Genomic DNA, 17,992 nt, shown 5'->3' with positions numbered 1-17,992 from the left:
GTCCCCGGATACTCTTCTTTCAGACCAATCTGCGACAGACGACGGTTGGCGATGAACTTGAGGTAGTCCTCCATCATCGCCGCGTTCATGCCCAGCACACCGCGTGGCATGGTGTCGCGCGCGTATTCGATCTCCAGCTGAGTCCCTTGCAGGATCATCTGGGTCGCTTCTTCCTTCATCTCGGCATCCCACAGGTGTGGGTTTTCGATTTTGATCTGGTTGATCACGTCGATACCGAAGTTCAGGTGCATCGACTCGTCACGCAGGATGTACTGGAACTGCTCGGCCACGCCGGTCATTTTGTTGCGACGGCCCATGGACAGGATCTGGGTGAAGCCGCAATAGAAGAAGATGCCTTCCAGCACGCAGTAGTAGGCGACCAGGTTGCGCAGCAGCTCTTTGTCGGTCTCGACGGTGCCGGTTTCGAACTTCGGATCGGAGATCGAACGGGTGTACTTCAGGCCCCAGGCGGCTTTCTTAGCGACCGATGGGATCTCGTGGTACATGTTGAAGATCTCGCCTTCATCCATGGCCAACGATTCGATGCAGTATTGGTAGGCGTGGGTGTGGATCGCTTCTTCGAAGGCCTGGCGCAGGATGTACTGGCGGCACTCCGGGTTGGTGATCAGGCGGTACACGGCCAGCACCAGGTTATTGGCGACCAGGGAGTCGGCGGTGGAGAAGAAGCCCAGGTTGCGCATGACGATGCGACGCTCGTCGTCGGTCAGGCCTTCAGGGTTTTTCCACAGCGCGATGTCGGCGGTCATGTTGACCTCTTGCGGCATCCAGTGGTTGGCGCAGCCGTCGAGGTACTTCTGCCAGGCCCAGTCGTACTTGAAGGGTACGAGCTGGTTGAGGTCGGCGCGGCAGTTGATCATGCGCTTTTCGTCAACGGCGACACGGGCGGCGGAGCCTTCCAGCTCGGCGAGGCCTTCGGCGACGTCGAGTTTGTCGAGGGCGGCCTTGGCGCGCACGATGGCGGCGGAGTCACTGGCGGTGACGGCGCGGGCTTCGAGGGCCGCTTTGGCGCCATCACCGTCGAGGCGGTCCATGTTGGCTTCGGTAGCGTGGCCAGCGTTGGCGCCTTTAGCGGCAACTTCGCCTTCTTCTTCTTTGTCGAATTCGTCCCAGCTCAGCATGACGTGTCGTCTCCTGCGTGAGGGCTCAAAGGTGCCCGTGTGAAACCGGATGGTTGGGTGTTCACACGGCCCTGAGGCCGCGGTGGATCTTAAGGAATCGTTTGTTGCAGCTAGCGCACGCATTAAACGGAATAGGGTTACGGGTGCTCTGCGTGAGGCTTGAGGTGCGGAGCGGTAGGTGCTTGCTCCAGCGGGATGCCTCAGGTCTGGCTCTTCATCCCAGCGTAAAGGGATATTGCAGGCCCGATTTACCCGCGCATTATAGGGAAAAAATCGGCTTTGTGTTGTGGCGGATGCTCACGGATCGCAGACAAAAAGCCTACTTTTCAAGCCAAGACGCGGGTTTGCTGGGGTTGGTCGGAGGGACGAGCGGCAGGATTTTTTTCGAGGGGGCGCAGCGAGGGGCGGAGGGGGCCGGTTCTTTGCCGCAAGAACGATTTCTTGCGGCGAATAAGATCAGGTTCAGATCGAACGCATCAAGTTATTACCCGTTAGAGCAACCGTTGCCCATCACATGGTAATTAAGAATATGGCGCTGACCTTGTGAGTCTTCATATTCCATCTTCACCGGTACAACTTCGCACACTTCCGGAATACTGCTCATGGACAATACTTTGGCAACATCCAAGTGGGTGCTGTAAGTGTAGTCTTCAACGATCGGGGTGTTGCGGCCAGCTACGTCAGTCGGGGCTTCGTCGGCCAGGGCGGCGGTTGCGCACAAGCTGCTGAGGGCCATAACTACTAAAGCTTTCATTTCTCTATTTACCTTATTTAGGTCGAATGGGGTCACGGGGCCCTTGTGAGGCCACGTGTGTAACTTAAGAGTTGGGAAGTTCGGATTAACGTTGCCTTCGTGGGGGCTGTTGCGTTGTTAATCACAGTGCCTTGTTGGCGGAGTTGATTTTAGGCCCCCAGGTTATATTCATATACCCGTACTTTTGATAAACACTATTGGCGGTTTTTGTAACAATCCCGTGGTAAAGCTTTTTTCACATAGCTGCGAAACGCCGCAGCCCGCGGGCTAGAGGTGCAAACGGGGATATCAGGGCAATTTGTAGGGGCTTGTTACTACCATCGTCGAATGGTTCTATAGGTCAGCCCCGGCTACAACAGGGCCATACAAAAACAACTATGTCACCGAGGTAAGAAAGATGAGTGCGGCTTCCCTGTACCCCGTTCGCCCCGAAGTAGCAGCCAACACGCTGACCGACGAGGCGACCTACAAGGCCATGTACCAGCAGTCGGTGGTCAACCCCGATGGCTTCTGGCGCGAGCAAGCCAAGCGCCTTGACTGGATCAAGCCTTTCACCACGGTGAAGCAGACCTCGTTCGACGATCACCATGTCGATATCAAATGGTTCGCCGATGGCACCCTGAACGTTTCCTATAACTGCCTGGACCGTCACCTCGCCGAGCGCGGTGACCAGGCGGCCATCATCTGGGAGGGCGACGACCCTTCCGAAAGCCGCACCATCACCTACCGCGAGCTGCATGAAGAAGTCTGCAAGTTCGCCAACGCCCTGCGCGGCCAGGATGTGCACCGCGGCGACGTGGTGACTATCTATATGCCGATGATCCCCGAAGCCGTGGTCGCCATGCTGGCCTGTACCCGCATTGGTGCGATTCACTCTGTGGTGTTTGGCGGTTTCTCGCCGGAGGCCCTGGCCGGTCGCATCATCGACTGTAAGTCGAAGGTGGTGATCACCGCCGACGAAGGCATCCGCGCCGGTAAGAAGATTCCGCTGAAGGCCAACGTCGACGACGCCCTGACCAACCCGGAAACCAGCAGCATCCAGAAGGTCATTGTGTGCAAACGTACCAATGGCAACATCAAGTGGAACCAGCATCGCGACATCTGGTACGAAGACCTGATGAAAGTGGCGGGCACCGTCTGCGCGCCAAAAGAGATGGGCGCCGAAGAAGCGCTGTTCATCCTCTACACCTCGGGTTCCACCGGCAAGCCCAAGGGCGTGCAGCACACCACCGGCGGCTACCTGCTGTATGCGTCCCTGACCCACGAACGTGTGTTCGACTATCGCCCGGGCGAAATCTACTGGTGCACCGCCGACGTCGGCTGGGTCACTGGCCACACCTATATCGTCTATGGCCCGCTGGCCAATGGCGCGACCACGCTGCTGTTCGAAGGTGTGCCGAACTACCCGGATATCACCCGGGTGGCGAAGATCGTCGACAAGCACAAGGTCAATATCCTCTACACGGCACCGACTGCAATCCGCGCCATGATGGCATCCGGCACCGCTGCGTGCGAAGGCGCAGACGGCTCCAGCCTGCGCCTGCTCGGTTCGGTGGGTGAGCCGATTAACCCAGAGGCGTGGGACTGGTACTACAAGAACGTCGGCCAATCCCGTTGCCCGATTGTCGACACCTGGTGGCAGACCGAAACAGGTGGCAACATGATGAGCCCGCTGCCGGGCGCCCATGCGCTCAAGCCGGGTTCGGCAGCACGGCCATTCTTTGGCGTGGTGCCGGCGCTGGTGGATAACCTGGGCAACCTGATTGAGGGCGCTGCCGAGGGCAACCTGGTGATCCTCGATTCGTGGCCAGGCCAGGCGCGTACGCTGTACGGCGACCATGACCGCTTCGTCGACACCTACTTCAAGACCTTCCGTGGCATGTACTTCACCGGTGACGGTGCGCGTCGTGACGAGGATGGTTACTACTGGATCACCGGTCGCGTGGACGACGTGTTGAACGTGTCCGGCCACCGTATGGGCACTGCCGAGATCGAAAGTGCCATGGTTGCCCACCCTAAAGTCGCTGAAGCAGCGGTGGTGGGTGTGCCACACGACATCAAGGGGCAGGGCATCTATGTGTATGTCACGCTCAAAAATGGCGAAGAACCGAACGAAGCGCTGCGCCTGGAGTTGAAAAACTGGGTGCGCAAGGAAATCGGGCCGATTGCTTCGCCAGACGTGATCCAGTGGGCACCGGGCTTGCCGAAGACGCGGTCGGGGAAAATCATGCGCCGTATCCTGCGCAAGATTGCCACGGCCGAGTATGACGGTTTGGGCGATATCTCCACTCTGGCGGACCCGGGCGTGGTGGCGCATTTGATCGAGACGCACAAGACCATGAACGTCGCTTAAAGCAGGTTTGAGCGATGGAGCCCCATTCGGCGTAGGCCGGGTGGGGCTTTTTTATGCGCTCTCAAAAACACTGAAGATCAACTGTGGGAGCGGGCTTGCTCGCGAAGGTGGTGTATCAGTTGGCTGATATGCTGACTGACACATCGCCTTCGCGAGCAAGCCCGCTCCCACAGTTTGATTGCATTCCAAGGTTGCTCATTGGTGGGACGACTTCATAAGGTCAATAAATATCGGATTGTGTTGTGGGATATGTCTGAATGTTACCGTCGAGCGCAAATGTGTAACCCGCCGCTCAAACATGAGGCAAAGCGCTACGCCAATGCCCCGAAAAACCGCGTTTTAGACACCCCAGCAAATAAGATTAAACGCCAGACTTGCCGTGCTAGAAGGGTTTGCGAATAATAGGCCCGCAATTTGCAGCGTCTACAGGTTTAATGTCTTTTGTCTCTGCATAAAATACAGAGGCTGTCAATGAGCTGGAACCGCTTTCTCGGTGCTTCTGTAAATTGTTGTCGCATTGAGGAAATATCGGCTTCCGGCCTGTCGTTAGAATGCCGATCACTCGCTCGTCGTCTCCGGTGTGTAACTGGCGTAGGACGCAGCACCGCAATTCGGTTTCCCTTAAGTCGCATCGTGGGCCATGGCTCATACTGCTGTTTTGCCCTATACCGATGGAGTCCCAAGATGAAGAAACTCGTGCTGTTGGGCGCCCTGGCGCTGTCCGTGCTGTCCATGCAGGCTTTTGCTGAAGGCAAGCCCCTGAAAATTGGTATCGAAGCGGCTTACCCTCCGTTTGCCTCCAAAGCGCCCGATGGCAGCATCGTCGGTTTCGACTACGACATCGGCAACGCCCTGTGCGCAGAGATGAAGGTCAAGTGCACCTGGGTCGAGCAGGAATTCGACGGCCTGATCCCTGCGCTGAAAGTGCGCAAGATCGACGCGATCCTGTCGTCCATGTCCATCACGGAAGACCGCAAGAAGTCCGTGGACTTCACCAACCGCTATTACCTGAGCCCAGCGCAACTGGTGATGAAGGAAGGCACCACCGTCAGCGACAGCCTGGATGAATTGAAGGGTAAGAAAATCGGCGTACAACGCGGTTCGATCCACGATCGTTTCGCCAAGGAAGTCCTGGCTCCTAAAGGCGCCACGGTTGTGCCTTACAGCTCGCAGAACGAAATCTACCTGGACGTTGAAGCCGGTCGCCTCGACGGCACCGTGGCCGACGCCACTCTGCTGCAAGACGGCTTCCTGAAGACGCCTGCCGGTAAAGGCTACGCGTTTGTGGGCCCACAGTTCACCGACGCCAAGTACTTCGGTGACGGCATCGGCATCGCCGTACGCAAAGGCGACAAGGAAAACCTCGACCGTATCAACGCAGCCATTGCCGCGATCCGTGCCAACGGTGAGTACAAGAAAATCCAGGACAAGTACTTCGACTTCGATATCTACGGCGCTGACGCCAAGTAAATCGTCGCAGCTGTCTGTCCAAAATGGCGCAAGCAACAGAATTCCTGAGGTTTGCGCCATTTTTTCATCCCCCTTTTCGAGGACCTGAATCATGTTGAAAGGCTACGGGGCCGTCATCCTCGATGGCGCATGGTTGACGCTTCAGCTCGCCTTGTCGTCCATGGCCTTGGCCATTGTTCTGGGTCTGATCGGGGTCGCGTTACGCCTGTCGCCGGTGCGCTGGTTGGCTTGGCTGGGTGACTTGTACTCCACGGTGATCCGCGGGATCCCCGACCTGGTGCTGATCCTGCTGATTTTCTACGGCGGTCAGGACCTGCTCAACCGCGTCGCGCCGATGCTGGGCTACGACGACTATATCGACTTGAACCCCTTGGCCGCCGGTATCGGCACCCTGGGTTTCATCTTTGGCGCCTACCTGTCGGAAACCTTCCGCGGCGCCTTCATGGCCATTCCCAAGGGCCAGGCCGAAGCCGGCCTTGCATATGGCATGAGCAGTTTCCAGGTGTTTTTCCGGGTGATGGTGCCGCAGATGATCCGGCTGGCGATCCCCGGTTTCACCAACAACTGGTTGGTCCTCACCAAGGCCACTGCGCTGATTTCGGTGGTGGGCCTGCAAGACATGATGTTCAAGGCCAAGCAGGCGGCAGACGCCACCCGCGAACCTTTTACCTTCTTCCTCGCAGTGGCGGCGATGTACCTGGTGATCACCAGCGTGTCGTTGCTGGCCTTGCGTCATCTTGAGAAGCGCTACTCGGTAGGCGTAAGGGCGGCTGATCTATGATCTTCGACTACAACGTCATCTGGGAGGCCATGCCGCTGTACCTTGGCGGCTTGCTGACCACCCTGAAACTGCTCGCCATCTCGCTGTTCTTCGGCCTGCTTGCCGCCTTGCCTTTGGGCTTGATGCGCGTGTCCAAGCAGCCGATCATCAACGGCGCGGCGTGGCTCTACACCTACGTGATCCGTGGCACGCCGATGTTGGTGCAGCTGTTCCTGATCTACTACGGCCTGGCTCAATTTGAAGTGGTGCGCGAAAGTTTCCTCTGGCCGCTGCTGTCCAGTGCCACGTTCTGTGCGTGCCTGGCGTTTGCGATCAACACCAGCGCCTACACCGCCGAGATCATCGCCGGTAGCCTCAAGGCCACCCCCAATGGCGAGATCGAAGCGGCCAAGGCCATGGGCATGTCGCGCTACAAACTGTATCGCCGCATCCTGTTGCCATCGGCCTTGCGCCGTGCGCTGCCGCAGTACAGCAACGAAGTGATCATGATGCTGCAAACCACCAGCCTGGCCTCCATCGTCACCCTGATCGACATCACCGGTGCTGCACGTACAGTGAACGCGCAGTTCTACCTGCCGTTCGAAGCGTATATCACCGCCGGTGTGTTCTACCTGTGCCTGACCTTCATCTTGGTGCGCCTGTTCAAGTTGGCCGAGCGCCGCTGGCTGAGCTACCTGGCTCCACGGAAGCATTGATATGGAACGTATCGATCACCTGTTGCCTTGGGGCCACCTGGGCTGCGAGCGTCAACTGAGCGTATTCCGTTTCGGCCAGGGCGAGCGCAAGGCGTATATCCAGGCCAGCCTGCACGCTGATGAATTGCCCGGCATGCGCGCCGCGTGGGAGCTGAAAAAGCGCCTCGCCGAACTGGAACAGCAAGGCGCGCTCAACGGCGTGATCGAGCTGGTGCCGGTGGCCAACCCAATGGGCCTGGGCCAACTGCTGCAAGGCAGCCACCAGGGCCGTTTCGAGGTGGGCAGCGGCAAGAACTTCAACCGTGATTTCGTCGAGTTGAGCGAGCCGGTTGCCGAGTTGCTCAGCGGCAAGTTGGGTGATGACCCCCACGCCAATGTGCGTTTGATCCGTCAGGCGATGAGCGATGTACTCAGCGCGTTGCCCGAGCCAAGCAGCCAGTTGCAAGGCATGCAGCGCATCTTGCTGAGCCACGCCTGCACCGCCGATGTGGTGCTCGACCTGCATTGCGACGCCGAAGCCGCACTGCACATGTACGCGCTGCCGCAGCACTGGCCGCAGTGGCGTTCGCTGTCGGCGCATTTGAATGTGAAGGTCGGCCTGCTGGCGGAGGACTCCGGCGGCAGTTCGTTCGATGAGGCCTGTTCGCTGCCGTGGTTGCGTTTGTCTCAGGCGTTTCCTGAGTCGCAAATCCCGTTGGCTTGCCTGGCGACTACGCTGGAGCTGGGCGGTCAGGCTGATACCGGGCGTGACGAGGCGATTTTTCACGCCGAAGGTATTCTCGCGTTCCTCGCTGAGCAGGGCTTGATCAAGGGCGAATGGCCTGCGCCGCAATTCGAACCTTGCGAAGGCGTGCCTTTCGAGGGCACTGAATTGCTGTTCGCGCCCCACGCCGGGGTGATCAGTTACCTGCGCAAAGCCGGTGAATGGATCGAAAAAGGCGAGCCGATTTTTGAAGTGATTGATCCCCTGGAAGACCGCGTCAGCACCATCTGCGCAGGTACTTCGGGGGTGTTGTTTGCCGTTGAACGGCTACGTTATGCCCAAGCGGGTTTCTGGCTGGCCAAGGTGGCGGGGCGCGAAGCGCTGCGTCACGGGCGCTTGCTCAACGACTGACCACCTGTTTTTGTGAGAACCGACCGCATGTACAAACTTGAAGTCCAAGACCTGCATAAACGCTATGGCAGTCATGAAGTGCTCAAAGGCGTGTCCCTGGCCGCCGCAGCCGGTGATGTGATCAGCATCATCGGTTCCAGTGGTTCGGGCAAAAGTACCTTTTTGCGCTGCATCAACCTGCTGGAGCAACCCCACGCCGGCAAGATTCTGCTGAACAACGAAGAGCTGAAACTGGTGGCCAACAAGGACGGCGCCATGAAGGCTGCCGACCCTAAGCAACTGCAACGCATGCGTTCGCGGCTGTCCATGGTGTTCCAGCATTTCAACCTGTGGTCACACATGACCGCGATTGAAAACGTGATGGAAGCCCCGGTGCACGTGCTGGGCGTGTCGAAGAAAGAAGCCCGTGAAAAGGCCGAGCACTACCTGGCCAAGGTCGGTGTGGGTCATCGTAAAGATGCGTTCCCCGGTCACATGTCCGGCGGCGAGCAGCAGCGCGTAGCCATCGCCCGTGCCTTGGCGATGGAACCGGAAGTGATGTTGTTCGACGAGCCCACCTCGGCGCTCGACCCGGAACTGGTCGGTGAAGTGCTCAAGGTGATGCAGGACCTGGCCCAGGAAGGCCGCACCATGGTGGTGGTGACCCATGAAATGGGCTTTGCCCGTGAAGTGTCGAACCAACTTGTGTTTTTGCACAAAGGCATCGTCGAAGAGCGCGGTAACCCGCGTGAAGTGCTGGTGAACCCGCAGTCCGAGCGTTTGCAGCAGTTCTTGTCCGGCAGCTTGAAATAATCAAGACTGCCGTTGTGCACTGAAGTAGTGCATGCTCCACAGTCTTGAAACTGGCCCCAATCCCTGTAGGAGCTGGCTTGCCAGCGATAGCGATCTACCTGGCCCACCGCGATCGCCGGCAAGCCGGCTCCTACAGTAGATCGTCAGTTGATCGTTATCGGGTTTGCGTAGCTCGCTGTTTGTTTTGAGATTTGTGTTGGTTTACGGGCTAGCATTAGCCCTTGTCTTCATTACTGTTACTGGCTCCGGATAGCACTCCATGACCGCCCACAAAATTGGTTTCCTGATTTGGCCCAGCACAAAAGCCCTGACGCTTGCGCTGGCTGAGGAGGCCTTGCGCGTTGCCCAGCGGGTGCATCCGGATGTGGTCTACGAGCTGTCGTTCCTGCAAGCCGAGCCGGCAACCGAAGGCGCCTGGCAACTGCCGGGCGAGCCGTGGGCTGGCAAACTGGAAGGCTTTCAGAAACTGTTCCTGCTGGCGGATGAACCGCCGACGGTCATCGCTTCCCAACTGAGCACCGCGCTCAAGCAACTGGTCCGCGCCGGCTGTGTGATCGGCGGCTTGTCGGCCGGTGTGTACCCGCTGGCCCAACTCGGCCTGCTCGACGGCTACCGCGCCGCCGTGCACTGGCGCTGGCAGGACGATTTCGCCGAGCGTTTCCCCAAGGTTATCGCCACCAGCCATCTGTTCGACTGGGACCGCGACCGTCTCACTGCCTGCGGTGGGATGTCGGTACTCGACCTGCTCTTGGCAGTGTTGGCCCGTGATCATGGCGCCGAACTGGCGGGTGCGGTGTCCGAAGAACTGGTGGTGGAACGCATCCGTGAAGGCGGTGAGCGTCAACGCATTCCGCTGCAAAACCGCCTGGGTTCCAGCCATCCAAAGCTGACCCAGGCTGTTCTGTTGATGGAGGCGAATATCGAAGAACCGCTGACCACCGACGAAATCGCCCAACATGTATGCGTGTCGCGACGACAGCTCGAACGGATCTTCAAGCAGTACCTCAACCGCGTCCCCAGCCAGTACTACCTGGAACTGCGCCTGAACAAGGCCCGCCAGATGCTCATGCAAACCAGCAAGTCGATCATCCAGATCGGCCTGTCGTGCGGCTTCTCCTCGGGCCCGCATTTCTCCAGTGCCTATCGCAATTTCTTCGGCGCCACCCCGCGTGAAGACCGCAACCAACGCCGTAGCAGCAGCCCGTTCGAGTTGTCGTCGGTGCCGTCCGAGCGCGGTTGACCGCTGGCGAGTCGTTATTCCTCCGTGGGCTCTGGGGAGCTGGACCTCGCCAGTGGATTGCCGTTTGCATCCAGGCCCGCTGCCGCCACCTCCAAGTCATCACCGGTTTGCATGTAGTACTGCCTGAGGATATCCAGACTCGCTGCCGACAATGGGTTGCCGCTCAGGTCTGATGCGGTGTCGAGCTGCGTGGCCAGTTGTAAAAAGTCCGCAGGCACCTCTTCGATCAAATTGTCGCTCAAGTCCAAGGTGCGCAACTCGCGCAAGGCGAATAGCCCTTGTGGGATTTGAGTAATGTCGGTGTCTGGCAGGTACAGCGTCTCCAGCTCGGTCAGTTGACTGACGTCAGGCGTGAGGCCCAGCCGGTTGCCGCCCAGGTCCAGGTACTGCAGGGTACTCATCCCCGACAAGGCGTCGGCACTGGTGGGTGTCAAACGGATAGCAGATTCAGTCAGGCTGAGCGCGTTGAGCTCAGCCAGGCTGAACGCGGTGAGGGGAATATCGCCCAGGCTGAATCGTGAGATGACCAGGCTCCTGAGTTTGGGGAAGCATTTGAGCAGTCCGTCGATACGGGTGGTGGTGCCATTGCCTTCTAGGTCGAGTGTTGTCACATGCTCAAACCGGGCGCTCAGTTCGGGTAGCTCCCCTAGGATCGGCGCGTCAAAGGTCAGCTTATGGCTCGGCTCAAACCTGTCGTCGTTGTCGTCCACTTCGCTTTCGCGGCGCCAGGCTTCTTCAAGCAGCGCTTTGAATGCCCGGCGATTGAGCTGATCCTGTGCCCGCGTTTGTTCATCCAAAAGCGTGTCCACGACGGGGTGCCGTTCTGGCACATCCACCACCCATTCTTCAAGGTCGGTGCGCAGTTGCGCGTATTCGGCTTCAAGCTGTTCGATGGCAGGCTCTGCCGCGTCCAGGTCACCGGGTAGCTCAAAAAAGAAGCGGCTGGCTTCGTTTTCGGTGAAAGTGGGGTACAGCGCTTCGATCCTTTCTCGCAACGACGTCGGCGCATCGACGCGCCAATGCTCGCCAGTGCGCTGGCAATGGCGTTTGATCTGCATCAGTGCCGAGCGGTTCAGTGGGTTGCGGGAGAGTTCGAAGACGGCGGTGACTGCGTCGGGCAGCCTGAACATGCTGTCGGGAACCTGGGTGATCAGGTTATTGCTCAGTTTGACGTGTTGGCGCTCCACGGCTGTCAGCAAGCTGTCGGGGATGGCCGTCAAGCCGATGTCTTCAAGGTCGATGCTGGAAAGCCTGGGCATCGCGCTGAAATCCGGCAGTTGCCCCAGAGGGTTATGGCTCAAGTCCAGTGTCCCCAGCTCGCTCAGCGTGGCCAGTGATGTGGCACCGTCGGTTGATAATGTGAGCGCGCATCGGGGTAGGCGCAATGATGACAGTTGCTGCAGGTCCCATAGCGATGCGGGAATATCGCCCATCACATAACCCTCGATAAATAAGTGGTTAAGCGTCGGGAATCCTCTAAAAAAAAGCGGCGACTGCAGGGGGAATGGACCTTGCGCACCCTTCAAGCGCAATGAAGACACGTGCTTGAACACGCCGCTGTCAAGTGACGGGAATGTGCCAGTCACAGGCTGTGGGCTTTCCACGGCGAACGTGGGAATGACCTGAGGGTTGCTCGCATCCAATGCACCTTCTCGGCGCCAGCAGGCTTGGAGTTCCTCTTTGAATTCCTCTCGCCAGGCTTGCTCCTCCGGTGCGGGGGCTTGCTGTGCCCACGTATCAAGCACGTCGGACAGGTCAGCATATTCAACTTCCAGTCGCGCCAGTTCGATCTGACCCATTTCAATATTGCCAGTCAGACCAAAGAGAAAGCGGTTGACTTCGTTCACGCTGAAGTCCGGGAAGAGCGTATTGACGCGCTGAATATCGATTGCCAATGCGTCTGTGCTCCAATAGAGGCCTGTTCGCTGGTAATAGCTTTTTACCTGCTCCAAGGTCGCTCGCGACAGCGGATTTCCCGAGAAGTCGAAGGTGGTTGGGGTGTCGGCGGGCAGATCGAAAAGCGCGGAAGGCAGCTGTGTAATCTGGTTTCGGGACAGCACTGCCAGCTCCAGCGATGCTCGGCTGAGCAGACCGGTAGGTACGGCGCGAATGCCAGTCTCGGACAGGTCCAGGTTGCGCAGATCAATCATGCGTTCAACGTTGGGGGTGAACCCCAGCGGGTTGTTGTACAGGTCCAGGGTTCGAAGTCTATTCATGGCCGTCAGCGCATTCAGGCTGTCGGGTGTCAGGGTGATACCGCAGTCGCTGAGGACCAATGTGTTGAGGCGTGGCATTGCGCTGAGAGAGGGTGGCAGTTGACCCAGTTGGGTATTGGCGATGCTGAGGTGGCGAATGTTGGGAAAGCTACGCAAAAAACCATCGACATTATTCAGTGCGGTCTGGTTGCCATTGAATTCAAGGTAGGAAATATGCTCGAAATTAGCCTGCAGCGCCGGTAGCTCTCCAGACAGAATGGCGTGCGATTTGAGTTTCTGACCGTTTTGGCTGGGATGCTCGAAGTAGGTATCTGTCTCGGTTTCCCGGCGCCAGGCGCTCAAGAGTTCACGCCAGAAAAGCACGCGGTTTTGCCGCATGTCACTGTATTCCTCACGGCCCATGTTCACCTCGGTGCCCGGGTAGCGGCGCGGGGTGCGGGCTGCCCAGTCGGCCAGGAGACGATTAAGTTGCAGATACTCCTGGCGTAGGGCGGTTAGTGCCGGAAAGGCTCCACCCGGACGGCGTTCCAGTGCCTGGATCATCTCGCCGATTTGTTCATCGGTGTGGGCTGGATACAGCTCTCGTGCCAACGCCTGCGCGTTGGGCTGTTCAGCCGGTGCAGCCGGTGGGTAGTTGTCCATGCCCAGCAGGCGCAGATGGGTGCGGGTGTCGGTAGGCGCGCGGGCGGGCTCGGCGGTGATCAGCTTGCGCAAGGGGGCGCGTTTCAGTGCATGGGTGCGCAGGGCCAGCCGCAGATCGGGGCCTTGGCCGATGCGCAGGCCTAGGGCGTTGCGCTCGGCATCGGGCAGGGCCTGGAGCACCGCGTTGTACAGGTCGGTTGCGCCGGACAGTTCGCCGCTGTCGTCTTGCGGGGTGTAACGCCCATCGGCCGAGCGCACCAGGACTCTTTTGATGCGTGCCTTGGGTTTGCCGATGGCATCCAGGAGGGTGGTCTCGGGTGTGGAGCTTCTGATCTCAATGCGCACCCTTTTTCCTGCCCAGCCGGGCAATTGCTCCAGGGAGTGCAAGGCCAGTCGGTGGGTGTCCAGGTTGTCCGTAGAGTCGAGGTATAAACCGTCGTAGGCATGGTTCACCCCGGCTTCGTCTCGCAACGCTTGCGCCAGCTCGGTCAAGCGCGCGGGAACTGTTCCTTCGTCAACGGCCTTGAGTTCCTGGCTGTTGGCGGTGTCCAGCAGGGCGTCGGCTGCGGTGAGCGGCAATCCGGGTGTGTTGTCGATCATGGCCTGTTGGCGAGGGGTGACAGGGCGATCCAGCTGTTGGTAGCGGGTGTTGAACAATTCAGCTCGATGCGATTGAGCCAGCCCGGCCAGTTTTTTCCTGAGTTTAAGCGCGCGATTGTCCAGGGAGGTTGGCGGGTCGCCGAATGCTTCTCCCAGCAAGGTTTTGCGTTGGGGTTCATCCAGCGCTTCCAGCAGGGTTTTCAGCAAGTCACCGTTTTTCAACTGGGCTTCGTGTATTTGCACCACGCTGGCGTTTGTTTCGCCGGGCAACTCCCAGGCGGTTCTGCCTTCGGCATCTACAAACCGAAGGGTCTTGGCTTTTGGCCAAAGGTCCAGGTTGGCCAGCAGGTGCAGTTGGGACTGCGCATCGGCCCGCTTGAAAAGCGCGGGATCATCGCTGTTCATTTGATCAATGAAGTCCTGCAGCGTCTGGTCGATCTGGACGCGGTCGACGGTATCGGTCAGCAAGGGCGGCGGCTGGTGCTGGTTGACGTACATCTTGCGCAACGCGCCGTCGTCCGTGGCGCTGATGCGCCGAGCGGTGACCAATTGTTCATCGCTGAGCCCGGCGGTTTTAGGGCCTTGGCGTTTCATGAGGGTGGCGCTGTCCCAGCTCAGGGGGGTGTCCAGTTCGCTCACCCAAGCGCCTTTGCCGTTGGTCAGCAGGGGCGGGCGGTAGGCGTTGGCCCGGGTGGGATGTTGAAGGTAAGGCTGCTGGGTGACAGGGTCCTTCTGTACAACAAACGGTTTGTCCGGGAGCAGCAGGATATTTTTACCGTTGTGGGCGTGCAGGCCCTCGGCGTTTGGATAGGCGTGGTCGGCCAGTTTTATAGCGTGGGCGTAGGGTGCAAGGTCTGGCTTCCAGAGTCGTGCCTTGCCGTTGGGCAATGTGACGGGCTTGAGACCATTGAAAAACGTGATGACTTCGGCAGGCAGCGCAGCACGCAAGGCGCCAGCGGCCAGCGGCGCGCCCGCGATGAACAGGCCCAATTCTAATCCTTGCTCCACGAATGACAGAAAATGCCCCCAAGCTACGGTCGCGTCGCCCACAGCCAGGTCGATGATCCATTCAAAAGCGTCATCAAGCATTTGATAGGCGGCGTAGCCGAGCATCAACAGGCCCACCGGGGGGGCAAATGGGGCGACAACCAGCGCTGCGATTTGCAGGATGGCCGCGGCCACTTTCTGCACGATGGCCCAGCGCTCCCAGCGTACTCGCTGATCGACGCTGGCGGTGGACACCGCGATGATGCGGGCATCGTTGAACACCTTGCTGAATTTTGTCTCAAACAGATGCTCGAACAGGTTGCCGCTGATGCTGGAGGCGCTGAACGTCAGGTGTGGCTTATCGATGGGTGTCTCGCGCCAGGAGGGCAGTGGATCGCCACGTGTGTGCTCGTGCCAAGTGACCTTGGACAGCCTGCGGTTGAGGTCGGCAAAGAAGAGGCCACGCTCTTCGTGATTGACGAAGCGGCTGAAGAACTGTTGATACTCAGCGGTGCGCAGGTTGTTGCCCAGTGCGGTCATGAAGTCGACGAGTGTGGGGTATTGCTTGAGCGGCGCGTAAGGGTCATCCGGGATATAGGCGATAACACCCACCGGGCGACGGCTGCCAATGTTCTCGGCAAACAGCACGATGCCGGTGAGTGGGGTGGACATGATGCTCAGGTTGTAACACCGCAGCGGGAAGCAGGTACTCAGGCTGCCGTCGCTGTTGATCAGGCGTTGCAGGAGTATGAATGACTGATCATCGTGCAGATCGTCTTTCATCCAGGCCATTTGCAGCGCGACGTGCAGGTTCGCTGCCTGGCTTTGCCTGACCTTCAATTTCAGGCTCGCCATGGCCACTGGGTTTTTGAAATCAAAGAATTGTTCAAGATAGCGCTGGTACTTGGCGCCGATGTCCAGTTCCCGGCACAAGGCAGTGAATTGCGCCACGGTGATTCGCGTGTGGAGCGCCGGCAGCTTGTCGAATTGCCCGGTGCTGGTGGGGTGGGTGATGAAGGCTGATTGCGCTTCGAATGCCTCGCCGTCTTCAAAGTTGTGCAGGGCGGCGTCGATCAATGACACCGTCCAGGTTCTTGCGCCGCCTGATCGAACGGGGAACCAAGGTATCGTTTGGGGAATGTAGAGCCGCAGGTAAGTGGTTTTGACGTCAGTTTCGATACCGAAGCGTTGCTTGAGTAACTGTTGTAGCAGCGGCGCGCCGAAGTCTTGCGCCGACTTCAGCTCGGCCAGGGTCTGGTCGAGTTGCAGTTGTGCCTCCCAGGCGGTATTCATGCGGTTTTTGAGGCGGTCATGATCTTCCGGGGAGGCCGTTTTGTACCACTGCGCAAAGTCTGGCTTTACCGTGCGAAACGCTGCGCGCTTGTCAGGAGAGAGCTTGGGCAGCCAGTCGGGAACCGCCTGCGTGAGGATCTCCAGATGCAAGTCGCGATAAGTCGACAGGTCCGGGAGCGGGATGGAAGGAGTAGGTGGGGTCACGAGAGAACGCCTTTGTGTGATGAATAGGCGTGAGAGCAGACCAATTTCTTCCGACCGACCAGAGGTAGATAGATAGCCGACCACCCCTTGCGTTGCATCTATCTTGCTGAACACCTGCCGCTGCGACACCACAGTGTTTAAACTGCGCCATTGCGACGCTATTTGTCGCATTGGCGTAAACCCGCCAAAATCGCGGGTTGGCGCTATAAGAAGTTGTCGCTTGGCGGCAAGGCCGCGCTGAAAACTGTCCTTACAATCCCTGCATCGCCCGCCAGTTCCAGGCAGGCGTTCCTCTTCAGGAGACTCCGATGTCCGTTGAGCAAGCCCCGGTGCAACGTGCCGATTTCGACCAGGTCATGGTGCCTAACTACGCACCGGCCGCATTCATTCCTGTACGTGGCGAAGGTTCGCGCGTGTGGGACCAGGCGGGTCGCGAGCTGATCGACTTTGCCGGCGGCATCGCGGTCAACGTATTGGGCCACGCCCACCCGGCGCTGGTCGGTGCACTGACCGAACAGGCCAACAAGCTGTGGCACGTCTCCAACGTTTTCACCAATGAGCCGGCCCTGCGCCTGGCCCACAAGCTGATCGACGCCACCTTTGCCGAGCGCGTGTTCTTCTGCAACTCCGGCGCCGAGGCCAACGAGGCCGCATTCAAACTGGCCCGTCGCGTTGCGTTCGACCGTTTCGGCAGCGAGAAATACGAGATCATCGCCGCGCTGAACAGTTTCCACGGTCGTACCCTGTTCACCGTCAACGTTGGTGGCCAGTCCAAGTACTCCGATGGTTTCGGTCCTAAAATCACCGGTATCACGCACGTGCCTTATAACGACCTGGCCGCGCTGAAAGCCGCCGTGTCGGACAAGACTTGCGCTGTGGTACTGGAGCCGATCCAGGGCGAAGGCGGCGTACTGCCGGCTGAGCTGGCTTACCTGCAAGGCGCCCGTGAGCTGTGCGACGCGAACAACGCGCTGCTGGTGTTCGACGAAGTGCAGACCGGCATGGGCCGCAGCGGCCATCTGTTCGCTTACCAGCATTACGGCGTGACCCCGGACATCCTTACCAGCGCCAAAAGCCTGGGCGGCGGTTTCCCGATCGCGGCGATGCTCACCACTGAAGCGCTGGCCAAGCACCTGGTCGTCGGCACTCACGGCACCACCTACGGCGGCAATCCGCTGGCGTGCGCGGTGGCCGAGGCGGTGATCGACGTGATCAACACCCCAGAGGTGCTGGCCGGCGTCAACGCCAAGCACGACCTGTTCAAGGCGCGCCTGGAGCAGATTGGCAAACAGTACGGCATCTTCACCGAAGTACGCGGCATGGGCCTGTTGATTGGTTGCGTACTAAGCGACGCATTCAAGGGCAAGGCCAAGGACGTATTCAACGCGGCCGAGAAAGAAAACCTGATGATCCTGCAAGCCGGCCCGGACGTGGTGCGTTTCGCACCGAGCCTGGTGGTGGAAGAGGCGGATATCAAGGAAGGCCTGGACCGGTTTGAGCGTGCCGTAAAAACACTGACGCAAGCCTGATAGCGACATATTTTGCTGGTCGGACCGTTTCCAAATGTGGGAGCGGGCTTGCTTGCGAAAGCGGTGGTTCAGTCGCTAGATGTATTGACTGACAGATTGCATTCGCGAGCAAGCCTGCTCCCACATTGGATCTGTGTGAATCAAAATTCCGTGTCCGGCATTTTTCCCTCTGTGAGTTTTTCG

Annotated in this window: 11 protein-coding genes; 8 read left to right on the top strand and 3 right to left on the bottom strand. The window is 59.0% G+C overall.

All coding sequences use genetic code 11. The features are described from left to right. The coding region (locus U367_RS0115040) for a ribonucleotide-diphosphate reductase subunit beta (RefSeq protein WP_028617623.1) at positions 1-1,139 on the bottom strand (1,139 nt) is incomplete at its 3' end. A 484-nt stretch (positions 1,140-1,623) separates the two neighbouring features. Then, complete coding sequence (locus U367_RS0115035; protein WP_028617622.1) at positions 1,624-1,893, bottom strand: DUF2790 domain-containing protein; 270 nt, start codon at positions 1,891-1,893, stop codon at positions 1,624-1,626. Positions 1,894-2,290: 397 nt separating this feature from the next. Between U367_RS0115035 and acs the strand changes: the two genes are divergently transcribed. The 7 genes from acs to U367_RS0115000 all read left to right on the top strand — a co-directional run bounded on the left by acs (position 2,291) and on the right by U367_RS0115000 (position 10,338). After that, positions 2,291-4,246 carry an acetate--CoA ligase gene (acs, locus tag U367_RS0115030; protein ID WP_028617621.1) on the top strand — a complete coding sequence of 652 codons (1,956 nt, stop codon included), beginning with the start codon at positions 2,291-2,293 and terminating at the stop codon, positions 4,244-4,246. Positions 4,247-4,930: 684 nt separating this feature from the next. Then, positions 4,931-5,716, top strand: a complete 786-nt coding sequence (locus tag U367_RS0115025) for an ABC transporter substrate-binding protein (protein WP_028617620.1) — start codon at positions 4,931-4,933, stop codon at positions 5,714-5,716. A 91-nt stretch (positions 5,717-5,807) separates the two neighbouring features. Continuing rightward, positions 5,808-6,497 (top strand): ABC transporter permease, encoded by a 690-nt coding sequence (locus U367_RS0115020; protein ID WP_010208305.1) that lies wholly within the window; start codon positions 5,808-5,810, stop codon positions 6,495-6,497. Then, the gene (locus U367_RS0115015; protein ID WP_028617619.1) at positions 6,494-7,192 is read left to right on the top strand and encodes an ABC transporter permease; all 699 of its coding nucleotides are present in this window, start codon (positions 6,494-6,496) and stop codon (positions 7,190-7,192) included. The genes U367_RS0115020 and U367_RS0115015 overlap by 4 nt, the downstream gene beginning before the upstream one ends. Position 7,193: 1 nt before the next feature. Then, the gene (locus U367_RS0115010; protein ID WP_028617618.1) at positions 7,194-8,306 is read left to right on the top strand and encodes a succinylglutamate desuccinylase/aspartoacylase family protein; all 1,113 of its coding nucleotides are present in this window, start codon (positions 7,194-7,196) and stop codon (positions 8,304-8,306) included. A 27-nt stretch (positions 8,307-8,333) separates the two neighbouring features. After that, on the top strand, positions 8,334-9,098 hold the full coding sequence (locus tag U367_RS0115005) for an ABC transporter ATP-binding protein (protein WP_010208310.1): 765 nt from the start codon (positions 8,334-8,336) through the stop codon (positions 9,096-9,098). A gap of 259 nt (positions 9,099-9,357) precedes the next feature. Next, the gene (locus tag U367_RS0115000) at positions 9,358-10,338 is read left to right on the top strand and encodes a GlxA family transcriptional regulator (RefSeq protein WP_016979802.1); all 981 of its coding nucleotides are present in this window, start codon (positions 9,358-9,360) and stop codon (positions 10,336-10,338) included. A gap of 14 nt (positions 10,339-10,352) precedes the next feature. On the opposite strand, the gene U367_RS0114995 is transcribed toward U367_RS0115000, so the two are convergent. Then, the gene (locus U367_RS0114995; RefSeq protein ID WP_028617617.1) at positions 10,353-16,280 is read right to left on the bottom strand and encodes a leucine-rich repeat domain-containing protein; all 5,928 of its coding nucleotides are present in this window, start codon (positions 16,278-16,280) and stop codon (positions 10,353-10,355) included. Positions 16,281-16,588: 308 nt separating this feature from the next. Between U367_RS0114995 and U367_RS0114990 the strand changes: the two genes are divergently transcribed. After that, positions 16,589-17,809 carry an aspartate aminotransferase family protein gene (locus U367_RS0114990; protein WP_028617616.1) on the top strand — a complete coding sequence of 407 codons (1,221 nt, stop codon included), beginning with the start codon at positions 16,589-16,591 and terminating at the stop codon, positions 17,807-17,809. The last annotated feature ends 183 nt before the right edge of the window (positions 17,810-17,992 follow it).

Origin of the sequence: Pseudomonas canadensis (assembly GCF_000503215.1) — a bacterium.
Lineage (GTDB): Bacteria > Pseudomonadota > Gammaproteobacteria > Pseudomonadales > Pseudomonadaceae > Aquipseudomonas > Aquipseudomonas canadensis.
This window is presented reverse-complemented; position numbering and strand designations above follow the sequence as displayed.

What these genes read in the sequence shown, in the direction of transcription:
- U367_RS0115015 (WP_028617619.1), top strand. Translation starts at nt 6,494, where the DNA reads ATGATCTTCGACTACAACGTCATCTGGGAGGCCATGCCGCTGTACCTT.
- acs (WP_028617621.1), top strand. Translation starts at nt 2,291, where the DNA reads ATGAGTGCGGCTTCCCTGTACCCCGTTCGCCCCGAAGTAGCAGCCAAC.
- U367_RS0115005 (WP_010208310.1), top strand. Translation starts at nt 8,334, where the DNA reads ATGTACAAACTTGAAGTCCAAGACCTGCATAAACGCTATGGCAGTCAT.
- U367_RS0115035 (WP_028617622.1), bottom strand. Translation starts at nt 1,893, where the DNA reads ATGAAAGCTTTAGTAGTTATGGCCCTCAGCAGCTTGTGCGCAACCGCC.
- U367_RS0115010 (WP_028617618.1), top strand. Translation starts at nt 7,194, where the DNA reads ATGGAACGTATCGATCACCTGTTGCCTTGGGGCCACCTGGGCTGCGAG.
- U367_RS0115000 (WP_016979802.1), top strand. Translation starts at nt 9,358, where the DNA reads ATGACCGCCCACAAAATTGGTTTCCTGATTTGGCCCAGCACAAAAGCC.
- U367_RS0115020 (WP_010208305.1), top strand. Translation starts at nt 5,808, where the DNA reads ATGTTGAAAGGCTACGGGGCCGTCATCCTCGATGGCGCATGGTTGACG.
- U367_RS0115025 (WP_028617620.1), top strand. Translation starts at nt 4,931, where the DNA reads ATGAAGAAACTCGTGCTGTTGGGCGCCCTGGCGCTGTCCGTGCTGTCC.
- U367_RS0114990 (WP_028617616.1), top strand. Translation starts at nt 16,589, where the DNA reads ATGTCCGTTGAGCAAGCCCCGGTGCAACGTGCCGATTTCGACCAGGTC.